This is a genomic window from Corynebacterium sp. HMSC076D02 (assembly GCF_001813815.1).
GTDB classification, from domain to species: Bacteria; Actinomycetota; Actinomycetes; order Mycobacteriales; family Mycobacteriaceae; genus Corynebacterium; species Corynebacterium simulans.
On the sequence record NZ_KV814044.1, the window covers coordinates 68,637 to 93,456 of the forward strand.

Sequence of the window (24,820 nt, forward strand, 5' to 3'; positions counted from 1 at the left end):
AGGCTGGCATGGTTAAGAAGCCTTGGTTAAAGGCGGGGGAACTTTCTAACCCCCGAAGCCGACAACTAGATTGCGGCCATAACCAGGCGGCCACAAAAATTTACCCCGTGCCAGATACTGGAGGAATATTCCTTGGAGACGTTAAAGGCCTATTTTGCGCTGACGAAGCCGAGGATCATTGAGCTTTTGCTAGTCGCCGCAATTCCGGCGATGCTCCAAGCGCAGCGTGGTGTTGAATCCGTCACGGATAACTTCTGGCTAATCCTTTCCACCATCTTCGGCGGCTGGATGGGCGCTGCGGCTGCCCACACCTTCAACAATGTGGTGGACTATGAGATCGACCAGAAAATGCAGCGCACTCGCGCTAGGCCGCTCGTGCGTGCGAGTATCTCGCGCCGCAATGCTGCCATCTTTGCGTGGGTGATGTTGGCGCTTTCGGTCTTCTGGCTGGGCGTTCTGGCGCACTCCTGGCTGGCAGCGTTCTTCGTCATCCTGACTAACTTCTTCTATGTCTTCGTCTATACGAAGTTTTTGAAGATGCGCAATTCCCAAAACATCGTCTGGGGCGGCCTCGCTGGCTGTATGCCGGCGATGGTGGGATGGGCAGTAATTCGTGACAATGCCCCTGCTGGTGAGCCCGATAAGTGGTGGCAGGCTATCGTGCTGTTCCTTATTATCTTCTTTTGGACACCGCCGCATACGTGGGCACTGGCAATGAAGTACAAGGAGGACTACCGCAAGGCAGGCGTTCCGATGCTGCCGGTAGTCGCCCCTGAGGTCGAGGTAACCCGCCAGATTGTCTGGTACACGGTCGGTACGCTCATCGTGACCTTCCTGATCATCCCTGCCGCCTCGTGGATCTATTTGGTGGCTGCAGTTGGTTCCGGCGCCGTCTTCTTGTGGATTGCCGTTGCACTTCACCGAGGCGTCAAGCAGGGCGAAAAGGTCAAGCCCATGCGCTTGTTCATCTACTCCAATAACTACCTGTCGGTCTTGTTCATCGGCCTATCTATCGACGCTGTGCTGGGCTGGGAATCCATCGGCAGCATGTTTGGCTGGTCGACGGCTTGGTTCTAACACGATCAGCCAACTTGGTGGGTCTGAAGGTGAAATAGAACAAGCGGCAATAAAACCTAGCCTAGTTGTCCTCGCGCACTCTTAAGACGATAGAACCGGTGGTCTTGCGCTCTTGGAGATCGCGATGGGCTTGCGCGGCTTCTGCGAGCGGGTAGGAGGCCGTGACGTTGAAGACCACGTCGCCGTCGGTTACCGCCTGAACGACTGCCTGGGCACGCATTTGGAACTCGCCTTCCTGGGAGGTCCACGCGCCCAGAGAAGGCCGGGTCAAAAAGATTGAGCCGTGCTTGTTGAGTAGCTGCGGATCCATCGGTGGAACCGGGCCGGAGGCTGCGCCAAACAGTGCCACGGTGCCGCGTGGACGCACCACTTCGAGCGACTCCATGAAGGTATCCTTGCCGACGCCGTCGTAGACAACGTCCACACCGAAACCACCGTTGAAGCGGCGAACCTGCTCAGCAAGTCCTTCGCCGTAACGGAACACTTGGTCAGCGCCAGCCTCGTATGACAAGGCTTCTTTTTCATCGGTAGAGACCACCGTGTAAACCGTGGCACCGGCTGCCTTAGCCATTTGGGTGAGGATAAGGCCCACGCCTCCTGCGCCCGCGGTGATAAGGCAGGAGGCGCCCTCGCCGAGCTGGTACACGCCATTTGCTAGGTAATGAGCGGTCATTCCCTGCAGGAGCATCGAACCAGCTACCTCAGGCGGGAAGTCATCGGGGACCGCAACGATGCGGTCGCGCGGCACGCATACTTGCTCCGCATAGGAGCCGAAAGCGTGGTCCCAAGCCACCATGGTGCCCTCGGCGATTTCGCCCTTTGGGTCGTGGACAACGCGACCAGTGCCTTCGAGGCCGAGGATGAAAGGAGGCGTGGCGCTGTAGATGCCTTCGCGGTAATAGGTGTCGATGTAGTTGACACCGGCCACGATTACGTCGACAAGCAGCTGATCCTCGGTAGGGGTGGGTGCCGAAGTCTCTACATACTCGAGGACCTCTGGGCCACCTTTGTGGTTGACCTGAATTGCGTACATGTTTCAAGGCTATCGCAGCTACTCGCATACATGCAGGAAAACCGCTCCACCGAACGGCCTCAGGGCCGGTTTGAGTAGGTGGAGCGGTTTCGCCGAAGACTATTAAGTCTCGGGAGTCTACAACCTGGTTTAAGTTTTATTTCGTCAGTGTTGCCTGCCGTGCAGCGAACTTTTCTTCGGCTGCTGGGGAGCCAGTCTTCAGGCCCTCTGTGCCGTTGACGCGGCGAACACCATGCGCCCATAGGAGAGCGGTGAAAGCGGTGACTACGGAAGACATGCCGATGTGGATTGGCACCGTCCAGCGCGGGACGTGCATGTAGAACTGGGCGACGCCGATGCCCCATTGGATGAGAATGCAGGCGATGAGCACCCAGGCGGCCTTCTTGACGAATGCCGGTGCATGAACACGGTAAAGCATGAACATCACAATGACGGTGAGGATCAGATAGGCGTACATGCACATCGCATGAACCACGGCCATCATCTCGGTATCGACGTTGAGGCGGCCTTCCATGCCGACGCCATCGTCTCCAGAGTGGACACCAGAGCCGGTGACCATGGTGCCGGTGGTGAGGACCACAGCGAGGGCAATGGACGCCATCGCAGCCAACACGCGGATGGCCTGTGGGAAGATCTGGGTGCGCACGCCGTCGTCAGGCTCAAGGATGCGGGAGTAAAGCATTGCAGCCAACCAGACGAGAATCATCGATGGTAGGAAGTGCAGCGCCACGGCCCACCAGTTGAGCTTCAAGAAAACGGAGATGGCGCCGATGATTGCTTGGACCACGATGCCGGCCAAGTTCAACCACGCATAAACCTTCAACTCAGTGCGGCGGCGCGCCATATGCATCGCCATGATGGCAGCCATCGCGGCAGCCGTGACGACGAAGGTAAGCAGGCGGTTACCGAACTCGATGAGTTGGTGGATCCACGGTGCCGCACCGGAGAGAGGAACCAGCGAGCCCGGGTGGCACTCGGGCCAAGTGATGCAGCCAAGGCCGGAACCCGTAACACGCACAATGGCGCCGGATACGGTAATGCCGCCTTGGCAGACGAGCAGAATCATCGCGATGAGACGCTGCGTCTTGATGGCGGGCGTCGCCTCGCGGAAAAACGTAGATACTTTGTTACCGGAATTCACGTTAAAAAGACTACCGCTCGGACAGGGTCGGAACGAAACCCTGAATGCCTGCGGGAGCGAAAAAGATAAAAGTCACATTTGCTGCCGGAAATGGAACTTTTTCGCGGCTGCATTTCGCAGTTTCCAAATGGTGAGGTCGACTTGGTGAGGTGAGGCTACACCAGTCTCAGCGCAATACTCGGGTCACAGCTGTTACGGGGTGACCTCACCATTTGCGATTGTGGGACCTCACCATTTGCAGATGTGGGCCCTCACCAAACGGTTCAAGCCCGCGTGGTGCAGTCAGGTGCGCGATTAGCCCTCGAAGCGGAACCAGCGCACCGCTGCGAAGGAGGCAGCGCCGGCCCAGGCGAGGAGTACGAGTAGTTCCTGCCAGGGGAGGGTGTGGTTGAGGGCGTCGGCAAGCGCGCTTGCCATCGCGACCGTGGGCACCACAGTAAGGATGCCGTCATTGCTCAAGCCCTGGGTGTACATGGCCCAGCCCACGACTCCCATCAGAATGAACCAGATGAGGTTCGCAACCGCGAGGACCACCTCCGAACTTAAAGTGCCGCCGAGCAGCAGGCCGAGCGCGGTGAAGGCGCACACGCCCAGGATGAGGGTGATAAGCCCCAGCAAGATGCCGCCAAGGCTAACCCGCAGGCCAAGCAGGAAGGCAACGCCGCCGAGGACGAGGACTTGGAACGCGACCATTGCGAAGACGGCGGCAATCTTGCCCACGATGATGGTCCAGGCCGGGACGCCGGAGGCGCCAGTTCGCTTCAGTGCGCCGTAGCGGCGGTCAAAGGCCAGCGCAATGGCTTGGCCGGTAAAGCCGGAGCTTGTGGCCGCCACCGCCAAGACCATGGGGAATACTTCCTTCAGGCCGTGGCCGGTAATGTGCTCCATCCGTGCCGCGCCAATCAAAATGGCTAGGGGAATGACGATGCTGAGCAGTTGCTGCTCACCGTGGCGCAGCATGAGTTTGGACTCGATTAGGCCCTGAGCTCGTGCCATGGTCCAGACGCTGGCACGCTGCGGGTGAGGCTGAAAGGTTCCCGGTTCGAAACGCGTCATGATTACTCCTTAGCTGCGCAGCTCGCGGCCGGTAATGTCGAGGAAGACGTCCTCAAGGTTGCGGTGGGTGGTGTCCAGGTTGCGTAAGGTAACGCCTTGCTGGGCAAGCTCCTGGGCCAGGCGGGCGATGACGTCTGGGGTAGCCGGGGTTTCCACGCGGTAATGCAGTGGGCGGGTGGCCTCAGTGGGCAGCCCTGCCGCGTTGAGCGCGTTAAGGTCCACCTCGGTGGCTGTCTCGAAAGTGATGAGCGGTGAGCCCGTGGATTCCATGAGCTCTGCCGTTGTACCCTGCGCCACCATGTGCCCGTGGTCCACGATGACAACGTGGTCAGCCAAAGCCTCGGCCTCGTCCATCAGGTGGGTGGTCAGAACGGTGGTTACTCCGTCATTGCGGAGCGCGCGGATGAGATCCCACACGGCCAAGCGGGATTGGGCGTCGAGTCCTGCAGTTGGTTCATCGAGGAAGACCAACTCCGGGCGGCCGATGATTGCCAGCGCTAGGGACAGGCGCTGTTGCTGGCCACCGGAGAGGCGCCGATAAGTGTTTTTCTCCACTCCTTTAAGCCCCAGCTGTTCAATCAGCCAGTCGGGATCGAGCGGGTTTGCACTGTACTTGGCGCTGAGCTGTAGCATCTCGCGTACGCGGATGCCAGAGTAGGAACCGCCGCCCTGGAGCATGATGCCGATGCGCTCGCGCACGGCGTCGGGATCGGTGCTGGGATTAAGGCCCAAGACGCGGATGCTTCCCGACGTCGGCTTCTTAAAGCCCTCACACATCTCGATGGTGGTGGTTTTGCCGGCGCCGTTAGGTCCAAGCAGGCACAGCATCTCGCCGCGTTCTACGCGGAAGCTGAGCCCGTCGACGGCCCGTTTATCGCCGTAGGACTTGACCACGTTGCTGAGCTCTAGCGCTGGTGCCCCATCGAAAGTTGCATTCACGAGTGCCTAGTTTAGGACACTGATTCGCGAACGGCGTAATAGCACCATCCACAGTCCCATGACCACGAGATAAGTCACGATAGCTGCGGTATAAATGACCACGATTGTGCCGGGCGGTAGGCCAAGGCCGCGAGGGAGCACGAAGAAACTCATCGCCGCAGAATATATAACCACCGTGATCCGGAAGATGAGACGGTTGGCCCACGCCGCCAAGGGCAGCACGGCCCACAGGATGTACCACGGGTGGACCACTGGGAAGAAGATGACCAGCACCAAGGTGGCGATGCCGAGGCCGCCTACCGGGTGGATGCTGCCACGATATGTGGCTAGCAACATACGCAGCATGAAACCGGCTGCGATGATGACACCGATGGTACGGGTGAAAGTGAGGATGGCGTCGGTGTGATCGCCCAAACCTAAGAGCATTCCGAGGAAGCCAGCACTGACGCCGACTGCAGTACTAGAGGACAACCACGAGCGGATGGATGCTGCGCCGCCTTGCCCGGTTATCCAGCCAAGCCCGATTCCGGAAGTCAGCGTGACAAGGGCAATTGCGGCCAACAGGATGAAAAACTGCAGGGCGACGGCGCTACCGATGGCGCGTGGGGTGGAGTATCCGCGGCGGATGAATAGCACGCGGGCGAGCGCCATTCCAACGAATCCCAGCCCGATGAAGCCCGTAACCTTGACCATTCCGGCGCATGAAATGAGCAATCCCGAGCATAAAAAGTACAGCCACGCCGGAGCGCCGCCTAGGCGGTCGACGCCGCGCAGGCCGAGCTCGACGCCGACCAAGGCCAATCCCAACATGACCGATTCATTGTGGATGCCGCCTACCAGGTGCAACGTGGTCAGCGGGTTGAGGATGCCCAACCACAGTGCGGACTCGGGCGAGACTCGACAACGGATAGCCAACTGCGAGATGGCCCAGCCGGCGGCGATTATGCCGGCTAGCGAAAGCAGCCGGTGTGCGATAACCCCCAAGATGATCGAATTGCCGGTGAGCAGGCTGACTATCCCGGCCAACCCGAGTGCGACGGGGCCATAAGGTGAGGGCGAGTTAGCCCAGATGAAGGGGACCGAGCGAGCCAAAGGATCGGCTGAACCGAGGAGCTCCACCGGGCCCCCAGAGTATGGGTCGAGGCCCTGGGTGACGATGGAGCCGTTGGCCAGATAGGAATAGATGTCCTGGGTAAAAAGGGGCGCAGTGAAAACAAGTGGGATAACCCAACCAGCCCAGGTACGCCAGAGCTGGCTTTCAGTAACCAACCGGCGCGGCCGCGAATGCTCGCCATTGCTTTCGGTGTTGCGGAGAGGCGTTCCAACAAACGGGGCCATGAGCACCCATGCGGTGACCATCAGGCCTACGCCGCAGAAGACGAGGGCAGAAGCCGATTGCAACATGCGCGACATCAATGAGCCGAAGGGCACGTTGTCATAGGGGTTGCCTACTACGGGCAGTGCGCCGGCCCCAAGGCCGCCGACGGCGATGAGGATGGCACCCAGCGTGCCTATCCATCGCAGCACAAAGAAGGCACGCAGCTGGGCGATGGTGGTACGCGGGCGAGCGGCGTCTTCATCTGGCAGAAGATCATAGAGTGCGCCGGGCAGGGAGCCTGCCGCATCTTCGCTAATTCCATCGGCATGCAGCTGCGCGGAACGCGATCCCGCACTGCCAAGACGCGGGAGATCCTGGCGGATACCCGTGAGGAAAGCAGTGAGGCGTTGTTTCATAGATGTTTACTCTAGCGGGCCGCCAATTGGGTTGGGGGTGAGGGCTCGCCACGCCGGGTACCTGCGTTGGTGGAAATTGGGAATGAATTAGGGAACACTAGTGTTGTCTAAAAATAGTCGTTCGCATTCAAGGCGGGAGGTGTAGCAGATGGTCCCAGAAAAGGAGACCAGAACCACTGAAGGCGATACCCGCCGCCAGGTCATGCTTCTCCTCCTTAAGGATGGGCCGGTCACGGCCTCTTATCTTGGCGAGCGCCTAGGTCTTTCGGCCGCCGGTATCCGCCGGCACTTAGACATTCTGGTGGAAGAAGAGCTCACGGAGGTGGTCCAGCGTAAGTCGCTCGCGGCTGGCCGCGGCCGCCCCGCCAAGCATTTCCGCCTCACAGACCGCGGGCGTGCACAATTCGGGCATGCCTACGACGCGCTGGCTTCCGATGCCCTGAACGCCCTAAGGGCGGCAGGTGGAGCCGAGGCCGTGCGCAATTTTGCAAAGGCCCGCTTTGAAAAGCTCCTTGAGGACGTGCACCCGCTTATCGGGGAAGATGAGTCCGTAGAGAAAGTTGCCCAAAAGTTGGCTGCTGTCTTGGACGAACATGGCTATGCCGCGACCGTCAACAGTGCCGGTTTGGTGTGCAGATTTGCCAGCACCATTGCCCAGTCGCCCATGTGGCTGCAGAGCATCCGGAACTATGTGAGGCTGAACAGGAAGTCTTTTCTGCCCTGTTAGGTAAACACGTGCAGCCCTTGGCTTCTATTGCAGATGGCCATGGAATCTGCACCACAAACATCCCCTTGACACCGGTTAATCAAGACCGGAAAACAAAGCATTAGACGAAAGGAGCGGGTTATGACTCAGGCACAACCGGCGCCAGGCCTCGAGACCAAGATGAGTGATGACGAGATCATCTCTTCCATCGGTGGTTACGAGTACGGCTGGCACGATTCCGACGAAGCGGGCCAGGCAGCTCACCGAGGACTCAGCGAGGACGTCGTCCGCGATATTTCTGAGAAGAAGAACGAGCCGGAGTGGATGCTGGAATCCCGTCTGAAGGCGCTGCGCATCTTTAACAAGAAGCCGGTTCCAACGTGGGGCCCGGATCTCTCCGCTATTGACTTCGACAACATCAAGTACTTCGTGCGCTCCACTGAGAAGCAGGCGCAGACCTGGGACGATCTTCCTTCTGATATCAAGGAGACCTACGACAAGCTGGGTATCCCGGATGCAGAAAAGAAGCGCCTGGTCTCCGGCGTTGCTGCGCAGTATGAGTCTGAGGTTGTCTACCACAAGATTCGCGAGGACCTGGAGGCCCAGGGCGTTATCTTCGTCGATACCGATACCGCAGTGCGCGAGTACCCGGAAATTCTCCAGGAGTACTTCGGCACCGTCATTCCGGCTGGCGATAATAAGTTCTCCGCGCTGAACAATGCCTGCTGGTCCGGCGGCTCCTTTGTCTATGTTCCAAAGGGCGTGCACGTGGATATTCCGCTGCAGGCATACTTCCGCATCAACACCGAGAACATGGGCCAGTTCGAGCGCACCCTCATCGTCGTTGAGGAGGACGCTTATGTTCACTACATCGAGGGTTGTACCGCTCCTATCTACAACTCCGATTCTTTGCACACCGGCGTTATCGAGATCGTTGTGAAGAAAGGCGGCCGTTGCCGCTACACCACGATCCAGAACTGGTCCACCAACGTCTACAACCTGGTTACCCAGCGCGCAAAGGTGGAAGAGGGCGGCACCATGGAATGGGTCGATGGCAACATCGGTTCCAAGGTCACCATGAAGTACCCGTCTTGTTGGCTGACCGGCGAGCATGCCAAGGGCGAAGTTCTCTCTCTGGCTTTCGCTGGCGAGGATCAGGTCCAGGACACCGGTTCCAAGATGCTGCACATGGCTCCGCGTACCTCCTCCAACATCGTGTCTAAATCCGTCGCCCGCAACGGTGGCCGCGCGGCTTACCGCGGCCTGGTGCAGGTCAACGCGAACGCATCCAACTCCACCGCGAACGTCGAGTGCGACGCATTGCTCGTGGACAACAATTCGCGTTCCGATACATATCCGTATAACGACATCCGTAATGACCACGTGACCTTGGGCCACGAGGCAACGGTGTCCCAGGTTTCCGAAGAGCAGCTGTTCTACCTCATGTCCCGCGGCATCGCGGAAGAGGAGGCAATGGCGATGATCGTGCGCGGCTTCGTGGAGCCAATCGCGAAGGAGCTTCCGATGGAGTACGCCCTCGAGCTCAACCGCCTTATTGAACTGCAGATGGAAGGATCGGTGGGCTAAGTGGTCGCATCTAACGAATTCAATCCGGCTGACGTCACCAAGGGCGATCAGTTCACGTCTTTCAATGTGGAGGACTTCCCAGTACCGCACGGTCGCGACGAGGTTTGGCGTTTTATTGCGCTGCGTAACCTGCGTGGCTTGCACAACGGCGAGTTCGCTCCGGCGGTAGCGCAGAAGATTGCTGTCAGCGCACCGGAAGGCGTTAGCTCCGAGACCATCGCTGCCGACGATTCCCGCCTAGGCAAGGCGGGTGCTCCTGCAGACCGCGTTGCAGCCCAGGCATGGTCTTCCATGCCAGAGGCGCAGTTGGTCACCATCGATGCTGAGGCTCAGCTGGATAAGCCAGTGGAAATCACCATCACTGGCGCGGGTGAGGGTGTGACCTCCTTCGGTGCAACCTCCATCCAGGTGGGCCACCACGCAGAGGCCACCGTCGTGCTTAAGTATGTCGGTTCCGGCACCCACGCTGACAACGTTGAGTTCATCGTCGGCGACGGCGCCAACGTCACCGTTGTTGTCGACGCTGACTGGGAAGACAACGCGGTACACCTGGGCCACCAGGTCGCCTCCGTGGGTCGAGATTCTGTTCTGCGCCACAACACCGCCATCTTCGGTGGCGAAATCGTGCGAATCGTTCCACGCGTTGCCTTTACCGCTCCAGGCGGCGACGCAGAGATGCTCGGCGTCTACTTCGCCGATGCAGGCCAGTACTTCGAGAACCGCCTGCTCGTTGACCACTCAGTACCGAACTGCCGCTCCCGCGTGTTCTACAAGGGTGCTCTGCAGGGTGAAACCCATGCTGACGGTTCCGCCGAGTCTGGCCGTGCTGAGGCTCGCACCTGCTGGGTTGGCGACGTACTGATCCGCAAGGATGCCACCAACACCGATACCTACGAGACCAACAACAACCTCATCCTGACTGAGGGTGCTCGCGCCGATGCGATCCCGAACCTGGAGATCCAGACCGGCGAAATCGTGGGTGCTGGCCACGCCGCAACCGTTGGCCGCTTCGACGACCTCGAGCTGTTCTACCTGATGTCCCGCGGTATCCCGGCTGCAGAGGCACGCCGCCTTATCATCCGCGGCTTCTTCTCCGAGGTCATCTCCCGCATTCCAGTTGAGTCCTTGCGCGAGGATCTAGAAACCCGCGTCATTGACGAGCTCGAAAAAATCAACGCCTAGAAACAATCCCCGAAAGCAGGTCTAACTCAATGTCTACCCTGGAAATCAAGAATCTCCACGCGCAGGTCCTCCCGAACGAGGAGGACGGCGAGGCCAAGGAAATCCTCAAGGGCGTCAACCTGACCATCAAGTCCGGAGAGACCCACGCAGTCATGGGCCCGAACGGCTCCGGTAAGTCCACCTTGTCCTACGTCATCGCTGGCCACCCGAAGTACGAAGTAACCGAGGGCGAGATCCTGCTCGATGGCGAAAACGTCCTCGAGATGGAAGTCGATGAGCGCGCACGCGCTGGCCTCTTCCTGGCTATGCAGTACCCAACCGAGGTTCCGGGCGTGAAGATGGCGCAGTTCATGCGCTCTGCCGTCACCGCTGTGCGCGGCGAGGCTCCGAAGCTGCGCGAATGGAACAAGGAGCTTAGCGAGGCACGTGAGAAGCTTTCCATCGATAAGTCCTTCGCACACCGTGCCGTCAACGAGGGCTTCTCTGGTGGCGAGAAGAAGCGCCACGAGGTTATGCAGCTCGATCTGCTCAAGCCAAAGTTCGCAATCATGGATGAGACCGACTCCGGCCTGGACGTCGATGCTCTGCGCGTTGTTTCCGAGGGCATCAACCGCTTCCAAGAGGAGACCAACGGCGGCATCTTGATGATTACCCACTACAAGCGCATCCTCAATTACGTGAAGCCGGACTTCGTCCACGTTTTCGCCAACGGCCAGGTCATCAAGACCGGCGGCGCTGAGCTGGCTGACCAGCTTGAAGAGTCCGGTTACGACCAATTCGTTAAGTAAGAAGGACAATGTCTAACTTCGACGTTTCTGCCATCAGGGAGCAATTCCCGATCCTGAGCCGCACCGTACGCGACGATAAGCCGCTGGTGTACCTCGATTCGGGAGCTACGTCCCAGCGTCCGCTGCCAGTGTGGAAGGCGGAGGAGGAGTTCGTACTGGGCACGAACGCTCCGGTCCACCGCGGTTCCTATCAGCTGGCGGAGGAGGCTGATGACGCTTACGAGTCCGCTCGCCAAGCCATCGCGGCTTTCGTGAGCGCAGATCGTGATGAGATTGCGTTCACCAAGAACGCAACTGAGGCTCTCAACGAGGTTGCCTACGTGCTTTCCGACGAACGCGCAGGCGATCTGTACGTGGGCGAGGGCGACACCGTGGTCATTACCGAGCTGGAGCACCATGCCAATCTCGTGCCATGGCAGGAACTGTGCCAGCGCACCGGTGCGCAGCTGAAGTGGTATTCGATGACCGAAGACGGCCGCATCGATCTCGACTCCCTCGAGCTCGATGATTCCGTCAAGGTAGTGGCTTTTACCCATCAGTCCAACGTCACCGGCGCGGTGGCCGACGTCGACGAGCTGGTGCGCCGCGCCCGTGAGGTCGGCGCGTTGGTCGTCCTCGACGCCTGCCAGTCCGTGCCACACATGGCAGTGGATTTTCACGCGCTCGACGTCGACTTCGCTGCGTTTTCAGGCCACAAGATGTGTGGTCCGACCGGCATCGGTGCCCTGTACGGAAAGGCTGAGCTACTGGAAAAGCTCCCGCCTTTCCTAACGGGTGGCTCGATGATCGAAATCGTGAAGATGGATGAGACCACCTTCGCCGCGCCGCCGACTCGCTTTGAGGCGGGCACTCAAATGACCAGCCAGGTAGTTGGCTTGGGTGCAGCAGTGAAGTTCTTGTCTGAAATCGGCATGGACAATATCCATGCGCATGAGCAAAAACTCACCGCCCGCGCTCTGGACGGCCTGCAGCAAATCCCTGGCCTGCACATCGTGGGTCCGAAGGATACCGAAAGCCGCGGTGGTGCGGTCTCGTTCGTCGTCGATGGCGTGCATCCGCACGATCTGGGCCAGGTCCTAGATGCCCACGGCGTCGCGATCCGCACCGGCCATCACTGCGCGTGGCCGCTGCACCGTGCGGGCAACGTCAATTCAACTGCGCGCGCCAGCTTCTACCTCTACAACACGGAGGAAGAAGTAGATAAGCTCATCGAGGCCGTCAAGGCAGCACGCGAATTCTTTGGAGTGGAGTAATGAATCTAGATTCGATGTATCAGGACGTCATCCTGGACCACTATAAGAACCCGAAATTCGCGGGCTTGCGTGAAGGCCAGGCCGAGGTTCACCACGTCAACCCATCCTGCGGTGACGAGATCACCTTGCGCGTGAAGCTTTCGGAGGACGGCAAGACCGTAAAGGATGTTTCCTACGATGCCGAAGGCTGCTCCATCTCGCAGGCCTCCACCTCCGTCATGGCGGAGGAGATCGTGGGCAAGTCCTTGGATGAAGCGCGCGCGAAGCTCGACGAGTTCGAAAAGATGGTCACCTCCCGCGGAGAAATCGAGGGCGACGATGAGATCATTGGAGACGGCGTTGCTTTCGGCGGCGTCGCCAAGTTCCCCGCCCGCGTCAAATGCGCTTTGCTCGGATGGAAGGCCTTTCAGGCCGCATCCATGGAAGCACTCAATGAACTGGAGAAATAAATGTCTGAACCAGTAGATCCATATCAGGATTCCAACGCCAACTTTTCCGGCTGCGGTGAGCGTCCACCGCAGACCGAGGAGCAGATTGCCAAGGCCTTTGATATCACCGAGTACATGCGCGACGTGATTGACCCAGAGCTGGGCATCAACGTCGTGGACTTGGGCTTGGTCTATGATGTCTGGCTCGAGGACGTCGACGGCAAGGAGACCGCCAAGATCAACATGACGCTGACCTCGCCGGCGTGCCCGCTGACCGATGTCATCGGCGAGCAGGTCGAGGCGGCTGTTGTGGGCAATAAGCTTGCCGACGCCGTCCAGATCAACTGGGTCTGGATGCCGCCATGGGGCCCGAACATGATCACCGAGGAAGGCCGCGAAATGCTGCAGGCCCTAGGCTTCGCAGTCTAGGCGAGCAACTTAAACTTCCACATCTTGATAAGTCCCGCTGCCGAATGGCCGCGGGACTTATCTTGTTTTCTGGTTTTGGCTCAGCTATGACCTGTTAGCGCCGGTTGATAGACTGTTTCCTCGTGATTGTGACCAATGATTTCGAGGTGCGCGTGGGCGCACGTACGCTTCTCGACGCCCCTGGCCAGCACCTGCGTGTGCAGCCGGGCGACCGCATCGGGCTGGTCGGACGCAACGGTGCGGGCAAGACGACCACCATGCGCATCCTGGCAGGGGAGACCGAGCCCTATGGCGGGTCTGTCACGCGTTCCGGCCCCATTGGTTACCTGCCACAGGACTCCCGCGAAGGCAATATCGAGATCACCGCCCGTGAGCGCGTTCTCTCCGCCCGCGGTTTGGACGAGATCAAGCGCCGTATGGCAAAGCAGCAGGAGCTGATGGAGACTGCCACGGATGAGAAGTTCCGTGACAAAGCCATCCGCAAATACTCCCGCTTGGAGGAGGAGTACCACTCGTTGGGTGGCTACGAAGCAGACTCCGAGTGCGCGCAGATTTGCGATAACTTGGGCCTGCCGCAGCGCATCCTCGACCAGAAGTTGAAGACCCTGTCTGGCGGTCAGCGCAGGCGTGTGGAGCTGGCGCAGATATTGTTCGCGGCTTCGGCAGGCTCTGGTAAGTCCCAAACCACCTTGCTGCTGGATGAGCCAACCAACCACTTGGATGCTGACTCCATTACGTGGCTGCGCGGATTCTTGTCCAAGCACGAGGGCGGCCTCATCATGATTTCGCACGATGTGGATCTGCTTGAGGCAGTCTGCAACAAGGTATGGTTCCTTGACGCGGTGCGCGCTGAAGCAGACGTCTACAACATGGGCTTTAAGAAGTACCTGGATGCGCGCGCTACCGATGAGGCACGTCGCCGCCGTGAGCGTGCCAATGCGGAGAAGAAGGCTTCCGCCCTGCAGAAACAGGCGGCGAAGCTGGGTGCCAAAGCCACCAAGGCTGCTGCGGCTAAGCAAATGCTTGCGCGCGCCGATCGCATGATGAACGAGCTCGATGAGGTGCGCGTGGCCGACAAGGTCGCGCACATTAAGTTCCCTGAGCCCGCGCCGTGCGGCAAGACCCCGATGAACGCTAAGGGTCTTACCAAGATGTACGGTTCCTTGGAAGTCTTTGCTGGCGTCGACCTTGCCATCGACAAGGGTTCCCGCGTGGTTGTTCTTGGTTACAACGGTGCCGGTAAGACCACGTTGCTGAAGCTGCTTGCGGGAGTAGAACGCACCGACGGTGAGGGCGGCATTGTTTCCGGCCATGGTCTGCGTATCGGCTACTTCGCGCAGGAGCACGACAACATCGACCCGAACAAGACCGTGTGGGAGAACACCATTGAAGCCTGCCCGGACGCAGGCCAACAGGATCTCCGTGGCCTCCTCGGTGCCTTTATGTTCTCCGGCGACAAGCTGGAGCAACCCGCCGGTACCTTATCCGGTGGTGAGAAGACGCGTCTTTCGCTTGCAACTCTGGTTTCCTCGCGCGCAAACGTCTTGCTGCTGGATGAGCCTACTAACAACTTGGACCCGCAGTCGCGCGAACAGGTCCTGGATGCGCTATCCACTTACACCGGTGCGGTCGTCCTGGTCACGCACGACCCTGGTGCGGTTAAGGCCCTAAAGCCGGAGCGCGTGATCATCATGCCTGATGGCGACGAAGACATGTGGAGCGACGAGTACATGGAGATCGTCGAGCTAGCCTAGTTCGTTGGCCTATTCCACACCAAGGTTAAAAGGACCTATAGAGAGGAAAGCAGATGGCAGCACGCAAGGTCTTTATCGATTGTGATCCAGGCATTGATGATGCCTTGGCCCTGCTCTATCTCGCGGGGCTGCATCACGCCGGCGAGATTGAGCTGGTGGGAGTGACTACCACGGCCGGCAACGTCGATGTTTCGACCACCGCACGCAATGCTGCTTTCATCTTGCAGGTCTGCGGGCTGGGCGGCGTTCCCGTTGCGCCGGGCCATCCCGTCCCGCTCGAGGCGGAGCTGGTGACCACACCTGAAACTCATGGCGCTGCCGGTTTGGGTTATGTCAGCGCGCCGAAGTTTGAGCCGCACCACGATTGGCGCGAGCTTTGGCAGGCCGCAGCCGACGCCCGGGCCGAGCTCGTCGTCACCGGCCCGCTAACAAACGCCGCCTTGGCCGGCACTTCAGGATTTTCCAAGGTAAGCGTTATGGGCGGCGCGATTAACTATCGAGGCAATACCACACCCACGGCCGAGTGGAATTTCTGGGTGGACCCGCATGCGGCACAGCAATTCTTTGATGCTCTCCAGCGCGAAACAGTCAACGCTACCTTGTGCTCTTTGGAGGTCACCGAGCAATTCCTCATCGATCCACCACGCCTGGAGGCGCTGATGAAGGAGTTGGGGGAGCACCCCGTGAAGGCGCACCTTCCGGAGATCCTCCGTTTTTACTTCGAGTTTCACCGCGCGCAGGGCGAGGGATACCAAGCACAAATCCATGACCTTTTAACGTGCATGATTGCGCTCGAGCGCGTGGACTACCTAAAGCAAGAGACCACCGTGGCGGTCGAAGCGGATTCACAGTTGATGCGAGGAACCAGCGTCGCGGACTTGCGTGGGCATTGGGATCTGCCGCATAATGCGCGGCTCGTGCAGGCCGTGGATATCCCCGGCGCGCATGCTGAGTTTCTCCGCGCCGCGCGGATTTTGAGCAAGCACGCCTAGTCTGCCTATTATTGGTGCGTTGCCCGAGGTGACATAGGGCATTAAATCCAAAGCAGATCCGTTTGCTTTTCCTTCTTTCATTTCTTTTATCTGGAGAATTCTTTTTATGTCACAGTTATCTCTAACGCCTGCGCGCAAGGCTATGGTCCTGGCCGGCGGCCTTTTGGTTGCAGCGACGTGGATTTATCTGGTCCTCGTGCGTGCGACCTCTTGGGAATCAGTAGCCGGTTCGACCGAGGCACTCATTACCTTGGGCGGCTATGTGGGCGGTGCCGTGCTTTTGTTGGCAGGCACATTGCCTGTTCTTCCAGCCCGTACTATCGCGATCATTCCAGTAGCTCTGGTCTTAAACATCGTGGTAGGCGAGATCATCGGTTCTATCGGAGTGCCTTTGTATTTGGACGCGGTCGGCACGATCCTCGTAGCCGCTCTTGCCGGGCCAATCGCAGGCCTTGCCACGGGCACGTTGTCTTCGGTGGTGTGGGGACTCATCAATCCCGCAGCACTTCCGTTTGCGGCCGTTTCTGCAGCTACTGGGTACCTTTCCGGGTGGGCTATTTCCCACGGCGCGTTTAAGAAGTGGTGGCGCGTTGTTGCTTCTGGTGCTGTTATCGGCATCATCTCCGGCATGCTTGCGGCACCGGTTGCGGCTTTCGTTTATGGAGGAACAGCCGGCCTGGGTACGGGCGCTGTGGTCTCGCTTTTCCGCGAGTTGGGAAACTCTCTACTCGCATCGGTGACGTTGCAGTCCTTTATCTCCGATCCGCTCGATAAGATCATCGTGTTTTTGATCGTGTGGGCCACCGTCAAGGCATTGCCCAAGCGCACCCTGGAATCGCTGCGCCCTCAGCTATGATTCATCCCGCAACTATCTTCAGTGCGGCCGCATCAACGTGGTTTCTCGTCGTGGCGATCAACCAGCCCTGGCTTAGCTTTGTGCTGCTTAGCGTATGGCTTATATGCGGCACCATCTGGTCACGCTCCATCTCCGTGGTAGCGACCACCGCGGTATTGGCGCTTCCCGCTGCCGCCTCGATGGTGCTTATCCATGCGCCCTATGGTGATAATCGCCTCGCGCCCTTTTTAACCAGTGACGGGCTGTGGCTTGCAGCTGAGCTTTCGCTGCGATTCGCCACGCTCATGGGATGCATCCTCGCTGCAGCGGCAGCACTAAAGGTAAGTGACGTAGCCAAATGGCTGCAAACCTCGCGGTTTGGACACAAGGCCGCATATGTTGTGGGGGCGTCGCTCCAATCATTGCCGCAGGGTGCTGCAACGGTGGCCGCAGTACGCGATGCTAACCGCCTCGCCGGGGCGAAGATTCACTTGGGCAATGTTGCACCCCGTGTCATCATTCCGGTCATCGCACGCTTGCTTACCCAAGGCGCAAGCCGCGGGCATGCGTTGGGAGCCATTGGCTTCGATACCCCGGGCAAACGTACAGTGCTGGTCCCCGTACCAGATAGTAAGTTCCAGCAAGTATTGCGCTGGACCTTGCCAGTATTTAGCATCTTGGGAGCGGTGATATGGAGCTAAAACCTGGTGAAATCCACACCTTGAGGGTCGCTTTTGAGGAAAACGCCGATGAAGTGGCACAGGAACTCGCGCGGGAGTTAGGCGTAAATACTGTCATTGGTTCCTTTGCGGCTGCGCACGTTACTTTTCTGCGCGATACCGTGCGTGAGGAACTGGCTTTGGCCTTGGAGAACCAAGGCAGGCAGTGCGAGGAGATGGCCCAGCGTGTTGACGCCACGCTTGGCGATGTCGACCTTGATGGCACCCGCAATCCCGCCACGCTGTCGGGCGGTCAAACGCGTCGGCTCGCATTGGCACAAGTCGCCATAGCGCGACCGGAAATCCTGATTATTGTTGAGCCATGGGCCGGCCTAGACGCGCATTCCCGCGAACGCATCGCGGCCTACTTAGGAAAGTTGGATCAAACAGCCGTGGTGTTGGTCGAGCACGAGATGCAGATGCTCGCGCAGGACGGCCAAGAACTGGAAGCGATTGTTCCGTCTGGTGAGGCAATCGTTCTAGACGGTATTCAAGCCAAGCGCGGTGGCAGGCGCAGGCGGTGGTGGAACCTGAAACCTGTGGACTCCAAGCTTTTCACGGTAGGGCCGGTGGATTTGCGGTTGCAGCACGGCGCCGTGCTGTGGCTGCGCGGCGACAACGGCTCCGGCAAAACCACGCTGTTGCGCGCGATGGCCGGCCTCGACGGAAATGCTCCTGTGCATGCGAGCACATCGCTGGCTTTACAGTCGCCGCTAGATCAGATTATTGAACCCACCATCGCCCAGTGGATCGGGGAAGGGACTCTACCCGAAGAACTCTTGAGGCAGCTTTCCGCCGAGATTGCCTTCGATGATCATCCGCTGGACGTCTCTATGTCCCAGCTACGCGTAGCACAGATTGCCCACGTGGTGGCGCAGGGGCGCGAGGTCGTAATGTTGGATGAGCCAGACACGCTTCTCGACGCCCGGGGCACAACGTGGGTGCACCGGCTCATGCACCACGCTTTAGCAAGGGGAGCAGCCCTCGTGGTGACCTGCCATGAACCTCGTTTCGTAGAAGAAATTGCGGCTTATGCGCAGGTCACCTCTCTAGCTCTACACTGCTGATTAATTTCGGAAGCCGTGGACCGGTGCCGGGATAAAGCCGCCGCGATTGACAAACGTAGAGTTGCCCACGGTGTTGACCGGGATGACCGGAGCGTATCCGAGCAGACCACCGAAGTTGACTTCGTCGCCAATCTTGGCACCCGGTACTGGAATAACGCGGACCGCGGTGGTCTTATGGTTCATCACACCGATGGCGGCTTCATCAGCAATCATGCCGGCAATAGTTGCCGCAGAGGTATCGCCAGGAAGCGCAATCATGTCGAAGCCGACCGAGCAGATTGCGGTCATGGCTTCCAGCTTGTCCATGGAGATGGCACCGGAACGCACTGCGTCGATCATGCCCTTGTCCTCGGAGACCGGGATGAAGGAACCCGAAAGGCCGCCGACGCGGGAACACGCCATCATGCCGCCCTTCTTCACTGCGTCGTTAAGCAGCGCCAGCGCGGCGGTAGTGCCGTGCGTGCCGACCTGGTCAAGGCCCATGTGCTCGAGGATGTGTGCCACTGAGTCGCCGAGCTCGGCCGTCGGTGCCAGGGAAAGGTCAATGATGCCGAAAGGAACGCCAAGGCGCTCGGAGGCCATGTTGCCCACGAGCTGGCCAGCACGCGTGATCTTAAACGCGGCCTTCTTGACCTCCTCGGCAACCTGATCCAGGGTGGCACCCTCGAGGTTGCCCAACGCACGGTCAACCACGCCGGGGCCGGAAACGCCCACGGAAACCACGCAATCCGGTTCCTCGATGCCGTGGAAGGCACCCGCCATGAACGGGTTGTCGCCCACGGAGTTTGCAAAGACCACCAGCTTGGCGCAGGCGATCGCCGACTGATACTTGGTCAGTTCGGCGGCCTCCTTGATGACCTCGCCCATGCGCTTGGCGGCATTCATGTTGATGCCCGCGCGGGAGGACGCGATATTTACGGAGGAGCACACGAGCTCCGTGGTGGACAGTGCCTCAGGGATCGAATTGATGAGCTTCTTTTCCGCGGTGGTGGCGCCCTTTTCCACGAGAGCAGAGTAGCCGCCGACGAAGTTGACGCCGGTCTCAGCTGCGGCACGGTCCAGGGCCTTGGCTACCACGACCGGGTTGCCGTCGACACCATCCACGATCAGGCTGACCGGGGTCACCGAGATTCGCTTGTTCACGATCGGGATGCCGAGCTCTTGCTCGATGCCTTCGCAGACTTCCACCAAGTGCTTGGCTCGCTCGGTGACCAAGTCATAGACAGCCTGTGCTGTAGCGTCCATAGAAGAGCGCGTGCAGCTAAGCAGCGAGATACCCATGGTGACGGTACGGATATCGAGACGGTACTTATCGATCATCTCGATCGTGTCGAGGATACTTACGGTATTAAAGCGATTGAGCATATCTAGATCTCGTTCATCGCTGTAAACAGCGCCTCGGATTGAACACGGATGGACTGGTTGATGTCTTCGCCCACCTTATTCATGCGCTCTTGAATCTGTTGGATCGAAACCTCAGATTCATCAAATTCCACGCGCAGAATCATGGTGAAGAAGCCAGACATCAAGGTCTGGGAGACGTCAACGATGTTGACTCCAAGTTCAGCGAGACTGGTTGTAACAGAAGCGATAATTCCGGTGCTATCCGCACCGGTAACAGTCATAATGGCAATCATGGATTAAATTCTATCGCTCTTCACGTACGGTGGGGGCCATGACTTTAACGAAAAAGAAGGTACTTTACATTGGCGGACACGGAAAGGTCGGTCTGCTTGCCACCCCGAAGATGCTAAAAGTGGGCCACAACGTTCATTCGCTGATCCGCTCCGAGTCCCAAGTGGAGGAGATTGAAAACCTAGGCGCTACCGCAGTGCTAAAGGACATCACAAAGACCAGCGCCCAAGAATGGGCTGAGCTTTTCGCAGACTTCGACACCGTGGTGTGGGGTGCCGGTAACGGCGGCCGTGGCGGCGCAGACCTTACCTGGGCTGTAGATCGCGATGGCGCAATGGCAACTATCGACGCCCTAGAGCTGCTCAAAGCAGAGGGCAAACAGGTACCTGATTACGTGATGATCTCCTACGTTGGCGCAACGCACAACGAGACCGATCCCAATGATGAGTCTTGGTACGCCTACGTTGAGTCAAAGAAGGCAGTAGACAACCGCCTGAATTCTTCTGAACTGAACTATGTCATCCTCGGCCCATCTGCGCTTACGGAAGAGCCAGCGGCCGGCATCGAGGTAATCGAGGATACGAATCCTCACGGCCAGACTAGCCGTGAGCTGGTTGCCGAGGTGATTACTGAAGTTGTTGGCCGCGAGAGCCTTCCGGCTAGCCCGTTGGCCTTCATCGATGGCGAGAATCCAGTCAGCAGCATTTAAGCCGGCTAGGCACCCGCTTTATCTTTACGGATGGTTTGCTCCACGAGGTCTAGCACAGCGCTAAGACCAGCGTGGTCACCGAGAGCCAAGCGGGAGATGAAGCCATCCATGAAGGTCTCGAGGTAGAGCACCAACGTGTCCACGCTGACGTCGTCGCGCATGCGACCTTCCTCAGCGTTGGACTGTAGGCGGGCACGGACTGCGTCGGAAAGCACCGATTGTTGGTCCACCCACCGCGCGCGGAACGAAGGATCGGTCCGCAGCAGCGATGAGATCTCCAACCGAGTAGCCAGCCAATCGTGGCGCTCTGGGTGGCGGAGCATTTCACTCATTACTTCGACCAAGCCGTTATTCGCAACGACCTCCGCCTGGCGGGCAGCGTCTTCACGCGCCAGCGCCAAGAACAATGACTCTTTGTCGCCAAAGTGGTGGAAGATGGCGCCGCGGGACTTGCCCGTGGCCTCTTCTAGAAGGCGGACCGTAGCTCCCTCGTAGCCATGCTCGGCGAAACACTTGCGTGCACCAACGAGGATGTCATGTCGACGTCGGTTGAGCTCAGCATCACTCACGATGGGCATAGAAAATCCGTTTCTTCTAGATAGCAAGTTAGAAATATTTAGTTCTAACCGGAGCTTGGATTCCCCGGTCAAGTCTAAAAGGGGGACCGCAAGATAACTTGCGATCCCCGCTCTACCTAGGGTTTTACCTAGGAATTAGATGGTGTGAAGACCTTAAGCCTTAACCATCTGGCGCAGCACGTACTGCAGGATGCCGCCGTGGCGGTAGTAGTCGGCCTCACCCGGGGTATCGATGCGGACCTTAGCGTCGAACTCGACGGACTCGCCAGACTCCTTGGTAGCGGTCACGTGAACCGACTTCGGGATGCCACCCTCGTTGAGAGCGGAGATGCCTTCGATGTCGAAGGTCTCGGTGCCATCCAGGCCGAGGGACTCGTGGGACTCGCCCTCCGGGAACTGCAGCGGGATAACGCCCATACCAATGAGGTTGGAGCGGTGGATACGCTCGAAGGACTCGGTAATGACAGCCTTGACGCCAAGCAGGTTGGTGCCCTTAGCAGCCCAGTCACGGGAAGAACCGGTGCCGTACTCCTTGCCAGCGATAACAACCAGCGGAATGCCAGCTGCTTTGTAGTTCTCGCAAGCGTCGAAGATGAAGGACTGCGGTGCGCCTTCCTGGGTGAAGTCGCGGGTGTAGCCACCAGCAACGTCGACCAGCTGGTTCTGCAGACGGATGTTGGCGAAGGTACCACGCATCATGACCTCGTGGTTACCACGACGGGAACCGAGGGAGTTGTAGTCCTGACGCTCAACGCCGTTTTCATCCAGGTACTGAGCAGCAGGGGTGCCCGGCTTAATTGAAGAAGCAGGGGAGATGTGGTCGGTGGTGACGGAATCGCCCAGCTTGGCAAGAACGCGAGCGCCCTTGATGTCCTCGACTGGGGTCGGCTCTGCCGGCATGCCGTCGAAGTACGGTGCCTTGCGGATGTAGGTGGAATCGTCGTTCCAGTCGAAGGTCTCGCCCTCTGGCACATCGAGGGAGCGCCATGCATCGTCGCCCTTGAAGACGTCAGCGTAGTCAGCCTCGTAGAGCTCGCGGGAGATTGCCTTCTGGATGGTGTCCTCGATCTCCTCGGAGGAAGGCCAGATGTCCTTCAGGAAGACATCGTTGCCGTCCTGATCCTGACCCAGAGCCTGGGTGTCGAAATCGAAGTCCATGGTGCCAGCAATAGCATAAGCGATAACCATGATTGGGGAAGCCAAGTAGTTCATCTTGACGTCCGGGGAGATACGTCCCTCGAAGTTACGGTTACCGGACAGGACTGCGGTTGCAGCCAAGTCATGCTCGTTGATGGCAGCGGAGATCTCCTCCGGCAGCGGACCGGAGTTGCCGATACAGGAGGTGCAGCCGAAGCCGGAGAGGTAGAAGCCCAGAGCTTCAAGGTCCTTCCAGAGGTCTGCACGCTGGAAGTAACCGTCAACAACCTGGGAACCCGGTGCACAGATGGTCTTAACCCATGGCTTGGAGGTCAGGCCCTTTTCAGCAGCCTTGCGGGCGATGAGGCCAGCGCCAACCATGACGGATGGGTTAGAGGTGTTGGTGCAAGAGGTGATAGAAGCGATTGCAACCATGCCGTGGTCCAGGGTGTACTCGCCGCCGTTAGGGGAGGTGACGGTAACTGGGTTGGACTGACGGCCGGAGCCACCCTTAGCTGCGGACTCGCCGTGACCCTCACGGGAGTTGTTCAGACCGCCGGTGACGTCAACGAAGGACTCGTCAGCGTCGCCCTCGGAGGTCATGCGCTTTGCCTCAAGGGAGGACTCGTCAACGACGACGTCGCCAGTTGCGTAGGTAGGCAGATCCTTACGGAACTGCTCCTTAGCCTCGGACAGCAGGATGCGATCCTGTGGGCGCTTCGGACCAGCGATGGAAGGAACAACGGTGGACAGGTCCAGCTCGAGGTACTCGGAGTACTCTGCTTCTGGAGCGTCCTGCTCGAGCCACATGCCCTGTGCCTTTGCGTAAGCCTCGACGCGCTCGATCTGCTCCATTGGGCGACCGGTGAGCTCGAGGTACTTGATGGTTTCCTCGTCAATCGGGAAGATTGCGGCGGTGGAGCCGAACTCTGGGGACATGTTGCCGATGGTGGCGCGGTTAGCCAGCGGAATGGACTTAACGCCATTGCCGTAGAACTCAACGAATTTCTGGACAACACCGTGTTCGCGGAGCATCTCGGTGATGGTTAGAACGACGTCGGTTGCAGTAACGCCGACTGGGATCTCGCCGGTCAGCTTGAAGCCGACAACGCGCGGGATAAGCATGGAGACCGGCTGGCCGAGCATTGCAGCCTCAGCCTCGATGCCGCCAACACCCCAGCCCAGGATGCCCAGGCCGTTTTCCATGGTGGTGTGGGAGTCGGTACCGATACAGGTATCTGGGTATGCGACACCGTCGTTGTCGAAGACGACGCGGGACAGGTACTCGATGTTGACCTGGTGGACAATGCCGGTTCCCGGTGGGACAACGCGGAAGTTGGAGAAGTTCTCAGCACCCCAACGCAGGAACTGGTAGCGCTCCTGGTTGCGCTCGTACTCAATTTCAACGTTCTTCTCGAGCGCTTCTGCGGAACCGAAGGCCTCAACGATAACGGAGTGGTCGATGACCATCTCTGCCGGGTTCAGCGGGTTAACCTGCTCTGGCTTGCCGCGCAGAGCGGAGATTGCCTCACGCATGGTGGCGAGGTCGACTACACACGGAACACCGGTGAAGTCCTGCATCAGAACACGTGCCGGAGTGAACTGGATCTCGGTGTCCGGCTCAGCGGACGGATCCCAGTTAGCAAGTGCGTTGATGTGATCCTTGGTTACATTCTTGCCGTCCTCGTAGCGCAGCTGGTTCTCAGCAAGCACCTTCAGGGAGTAAGGCAGCTTCTCCAGGCCAGCGACTGCGTTGATGTCAAAGTAGTCATAGGACTTGCCGTTGACGTCAAGAGTCTTCTTGGCACCGAAGGAGTTTAGGCTTTCAGTCACAGGGAGCTCCATTCCTTGTTTGTCAGAACAAAAGTTCATGGTTTCCAGCTCTACCGCCTTAAAGGTAAGCCGCCACTTTCCATGTTCACATATATGGTTCACATATATATGAGGAATAAGGCGCTTGCGTTTAAGGCCAAGGCGCTGGAAACGAGAAGAACGCGAAGGTTCGGAAACCAGTCTAATGGTTTCGACCGACGACCGTGTC

The 24,820-nt window shown here is 58.9% G+C and carries 22 protein-coding genes and 1 pseudogene; 14 read left to right on the forward strand and 9 right to left on the reverse strand.

Annotation, left to right across the window (positions count from 1 at the left end; all coding sequences use genetic code 11):
• Positions 1 to 132 precede the first annotated feature (132 nt).
• The gene (locus tag HMPREF2935_RS04920) at positions 133 to 1,077 is read left to right on the forward strand and encodes a heme o synthase (RefSeq protein ID WP_070732213.1); all 945 of its coding nucleotides are present in this window, start codon (positions 133 to 135) and stop codon (positions 1,075 to 1,077) included.
• 61 nt (positions 1,078 to 1,138) lie between these two features.
• Here the strand turns inward: HMPREF2935_RS04920 and HMPREF2935_RS04925 are convergent, their stop codons facing one another.
• From HMPREF2935_RS04925 to mptB, 5 genes are all read right to left on the reverse strand, one after another.
• The gene (locus tag HMPREF2935_RS04925; RefSeq protein WP_062035100.1) at positions 1,139 to 2,110 is read right to left on the reverse strand and encodes a quinone oxidoreductase family protein; all 972 of its coding nucleotides are present in this window, start codon (positions 2,108 to 2,110) and stop codon (positions 1,139 to 1,141) included.
• Between the two features lie 136 nt (positions 2,111 to 2,246).
• Positions 2,247 to 3,251, reverse strand: a complete 1,005-nt coding sequence (locus tag HMPREF2935_RS04930) for a COX15/CtaA family protein (RefSeq protein ID WP_070732215.1) — start codon at positions 3,249 to 3,251, stop codon at positions 2,247 to 2,249.
• Positions 3,252 to 3,545: 294 nt separating this feature from the next.
• Positions 3,546 to 4,307, reverse strand: coding sequence for an ABC transporter permease (locus tag HMPREF2935_RS04935; protein ID WP_070732217.1), 762 nt, complete (start codon positions 4,305 to 4,307; stop codon positions 3,546 to 3,548).
• A 9-nt stretch (positions 4,308 to 4,316) separates the two neighbouring features.
• On the reverse strand, positions 4,317 to 5,246 hold the full coding sequence (locus HMPREF2935_RS04940) for an ABC transporter ATP-binding protein (protein WP_061922357.1): 930 nt from the start codon (positions 5,244 to 5,246) through the stop codon (positions 4,317 to 4,319).
• 6 nt (positions 5,247 to 5,252) lie between these two features.
• Positions 5,253 to 6,980 (reverse strand): polyprenol phosphomannose-dependent alpha 1,6 mannosyltransferase MptB, encoded by a 1,728-nt coding sequence (gene mptB, locus HMPREF2935_RS04945; RefSeq protein ID WP_062040887.1) that lies wholly within the window; start codon positions 6,978 to 6,980, stop codon positions 5,253 to 5,255.
• Positions 6,981 to 7,128: 148 nt separating this feature from the next.
• Here mptB and HMPREF2935_RS04950 point away from each other — a divergent pair.
• From HMPREF2935_RS04950 to HMPREF2935_RS05005, 12 genes and pseudogenes are all read left to right on the forward strand, one after another.
• Positions 7,129 to 7,811, forward strand: a pseudogene (locus HMPREF2935_RS04950) (helix-turn-helix transcriptional regulator).
• A gap of 16 nt (positions 7,812 to 7,827) precedes the next feature.
• A complete protein-coding gene (sufB, locus tag HMPREF2935_RS04955) occupies positions 7,828 to 9,273 on the forward strand; it encodes a Fe-S cluster assembly protein SufB (protein WP_061922366.1) in 1,446 nt (481 codons plus the stop codon).
• A complete protein-coding gene (sufD, locus tag HMPREF2935_RS04960) occupies positions 9,274 to 10,455 on the forward strand; it encodes a Fe-S cluster assembly protein SufD (protein WP_062040877.1) in 1,182 nt (393 codons plus the stop codon).
• Between the two features lie 29 nt (positions 10,456 to 10,484).
• Positions 10,485 to 11,243: a Fe-S cluster assembly ATPase SufC gene (gene sufC / locus HMPREF2935_RS04965; RefSeq protein WP_061922373.1), complete on the forward strand. Its 759-nt coding sequence runs from the start codon at positions 10,485 to 10,487 to the stop codon at positions 11,241 to 11,243.
• Positions 11,244 to 11,251: 8 nt separating this feature from the next.
• Positions 11,252 to 12,496: a cysteine desulfurase gene (locus HMPREF2935_RS04970; protein ID WP_070732219.1), complete on the forward strand. Its 1,245-nt coding sequence runs from the start codon at positions 11,252 to 11,254 to the stop codon at positions 12,494 to 12,496.
• Positions 12,496 to 12,945, forward strand: coding sequence for a Fe-S cluster assembly sulfur transfer protein SufU (sufU, locus tag HMPREF2935_RS04975; protein WP_061922380.1), 450 nt, complete (start codon positions 12,496 to 12,498; stop codon positions 12,943 to 12,945). Before HMPREF2935_RS04970 ends, sufU begins: the two co-directional genes overlap by 1 nt.
• Positions 12,946 to 13,353 carry a metal-sulfur cluster assembly factor gene (locus HMPREF2935_RS04980; RefSeq protein ID WP_070732220.1) on the forward strand — a complete coding sequence of 136 codons (408 nt, stop codon included), beginning with the start codon at positions 12,946 to 12,948 and terminating at the stop codon, positions 13,351 to 13,353.
• Positions 13,354 to 13,475: 122 nt separating this feature from the next.
• Complete coding sequence (locus tag HMPREF2935_RS04985; protein ID WP_062040868.1) at positions 13,476 to 15,107, forward strand: ABC-F family ATP-binding cassette domain-containing protein; 1,632 nt, start codon at positions 13,476 to 13,478, stop codon at positions 15,105 to 15,107.
• A gap of 53 nt (positions 15,108 to 15,160) precedes the next feature.
• Positions 15,161 to 16,099: a nucleoside hydrolase gene (locus tag HMPREF2935_RS04990; protein ID WP_061922389.1), complete on the forward strand. Its 939-nt coding sequence runs from the start codon at positions 15,161 to 15,163 to the stop codon at positions 16,097 to 16,099.
• 106 nt (positions 16,100 to 16,205) lie between these two features.
• Positions 16,206 to 16,955 carry a glycosyl transferase family 9 gene (locus HMPREF2935_RS04995; RefSeq protein ID WP_070732221.1) on the forward strand — a complete coding sequence of 250 codons (750 nt, stop codon included), beginning with the start codon at positions 16,206 to 16,208 and terminating at the stop codon, positions 16,953 to 16,955.
• The gene (locus HMPREF2935_RS05000) at positions 16,952 to 17,635 is read left to right on the forward strand and encodes an energy-coupling factor transporter transmembrane component T family protein (RefSeq protein WP_070732223.1); all 684 of its coding nucleotides are present in this window, start codon (positions 16,952 to 16,954) and stop codon (positions 17,633 to 17,635) included. The genes HMPREF2935_RS04995 and HMPREF2935_RS05000 overlap by 4 nt, the downstream gene beginning before the upstream one ends.
• Entirely contained in the window at positions 17,626 to 18,720 is a 1,095-nt protein-coding gene (locus HMPREF2935_RS05005; protein WP_070732225.1) for an ATP-binding cassette domain-containing protein, read from the forward strand. Before HMPREF2935_RS05000 ends, HMPREF2935_RS05005 begins: the two co-directional genes overlap by 10 nt.
• Here HMPREF2935_RS05005 and HMPREF2935_RS05010 read toward each other — a convergent pair whose 3' ends face one another.
• Entirely contained in the window at positions 18,721 to 20,085 is a 1,365-nt protein-coding gene (locus HMPREF2935_RS05010) for a PFL family protein (RefSeq protein ID WP_070732227.1), read from the reverse strand. It abuts the gene before it with no gap.
• Positions 20,086 to 20,087: 2 nt separating this feature from the next.
• A complete protein-coding gene (locus HMPREF2935_RS05015) occupies positions 20,088 to 20,357 on the reverse strand; it encodes an ACT domain-containing protein (protein WP_049062390.1) in 270 nt (89 codons plus the stop codon).
• A 38-nt stretch (positions 20,358 to 20,395) separates the two neighbouring features.
• Here HMPREF2935_RS05015 and HMPREF2935_RS05020 point away from each other — a divergent pair, with 38 nt between their 5' ends.
• Positions 20,396 to 21,064: an SDR family oxidoreductase gene (locus HMPREF2935_RS05020; RefSeq protein ID WP_062040853.1), complete on the forward strand. Its 669-nt coding sequence runs from the start codon at positions 20,396 to 20,398 to the stop codon at positions 21,062 to 21,064.
• A gap of 5 nt (positions 21,065 to 21,069) precedes the next feature.
• Here HMPREF2935_RS05020 and HMPREF2935_RS05025 read toward each other — a convergent pair whose 3' ends face one another.
• Entirely contained in the window at positions 21,070 to 21,642 is a 573-nt protein-coding gene (locus HMPREF2935_RS05025) for a TetR/AcrR family transcriptional regulator (protein WP_062035063.1), read from the reverse strand.
• 153 nt (positions 21,643 to 21,795) lie between these two features.
• Positions 21,796 to 24,612, reverse strand: coding sequence for an aconitate hydratase (can, locus tag HMPREF2935_RS05030; RefSeq protein ID WP_210400723.1), 2,817 nt, complete (start codon positions 24,610 to 24,612; stop codon positions 21,796 to 21,798).
• Between the last annotated feature and the right edge of the window lie 208 nt (positions 24,613 to 24,820).

What these genes read in the sequence shown, in the direction of transcription:
- HMPREF2935_RS04925 (WP_062035100.1), bottom strand. Translation starts at nt 2,110, where the DNA reads ATGTACGCAATTCAGGTCAACCACAAAGGTGGCCCAGAGGTCCTCGAG.
- HMPREF2935_RS04935 (WP_070732217.1), bottom strand. Translation starts at nt 4,307, where the DNA reads ATGACGCGTTTCGAACCGGGAACCTTTCAGCCTCACCCGCAGCGTGCC.
- mptB (WP_062040887.1), bottom strand. Translation starts at nt 6,980, where the DNA reads ATGAAACAACGCCTCACTGCTTTCCTCACGGGTATCCGCCAGGATCTC.
- sufB (WP_061922366.1), top strand. Translation starts at nt 7,828, where the DNA reads ATGACTCAGGCACAACCGGCGCCAGGCCTCGAGACCAAGATGAGTGAT.
- sufC (WP_061922373.1), top strand. Translation starts at nt 10,485, where the DNA reads ATGTCTACCCTGGAAATCAAGAATCTCCACGCGCAGGTCCTCCCGAAC.
- HMPREF2935_RS04970 (WP_070732219.1), top strand. Translation starts at nt 11,252, where the DNA reads ATGTCTAACTTCGACGTTTCTGCCATCAGGGAGCAATTCCCGATCCTG.
- sufU (WP_061922380.1), top strand. Translation starts at nt 12,496, where the DNA reads ATGAATCTAGATTCGATGTATCAGGACGTCATCCTGGACCACTATAAG.
- HMPREF2935_RS04980 (WP_070732220.1), top strand. Translation starts at nt 12,946, where the DNA reads ATGTCTGAACCAGTAGATCCATATCAGGATTCCAACGCCAACTTTTCC.
- HMPREF2935_RS04990 (WP_061922389.1), top strand. Translation starts at nt 15,161, where the DNA reads ATGGCAGCACGCAAGGTCTTTATCGATTGTGATCCAGGCATTGATGAT.
- HMPREF2935_RS04995 (WP_070732221.1), top strand. Translation starts at nt 16,206, where the DNA reads ATGTCACAGTTATCTCTAACGCCTGCGCGCAAGGCTATGGTCCTGGCC.
- HMPREF2935_RS05000 (WP_070732223.1), top strand. Translation starts at nt 16,952, where the DNA reads ATGATTCATCCCGCAACTATCTTCAGTGCGGCCGCATCAACGTGGTTT.
- HMPREF2935_RS05005 (WP_070732225.1), top strand. Translation starts at nt 17,626, where the DNA reads ATGGAGCTAAAACCTGGTGAAATCCACACCTTGAGGGTCGCTTTTGAG.
- HMPREF2935_RS05010 (WP_070732227.1), bottom strand. Translation starts at nt 20,085, where the DNA reads ATGCTCAATCGCTTTAATACCGTAAGTATCCTCGACACGATCGAGATG.
- HMPREF2935_RS05015 (WP_049062390.1), bottom strand. Translation starts at nt 20,357, where the DNA reads ATGATTGCCATTATGACTGTTACCGGTGCGGATAGCACCGGAATTATC.
- HMPREF2935_RS05020 (WP_062040853.1), top strand. Translation starts at nt 20,396, where the DNA reads ATGACTTTAACGAAAAAGAAGGTACTTTACATTGGCGGACACGGAAAG.
- HMPREF2935_RS05025 (WP_062035063.1), bottom strand. Translation starts at nt 21,642, where the DNA reads ATGCCCATCGTGAGTGATGCTGAGCTCAACCGACGTCGACATGACATC.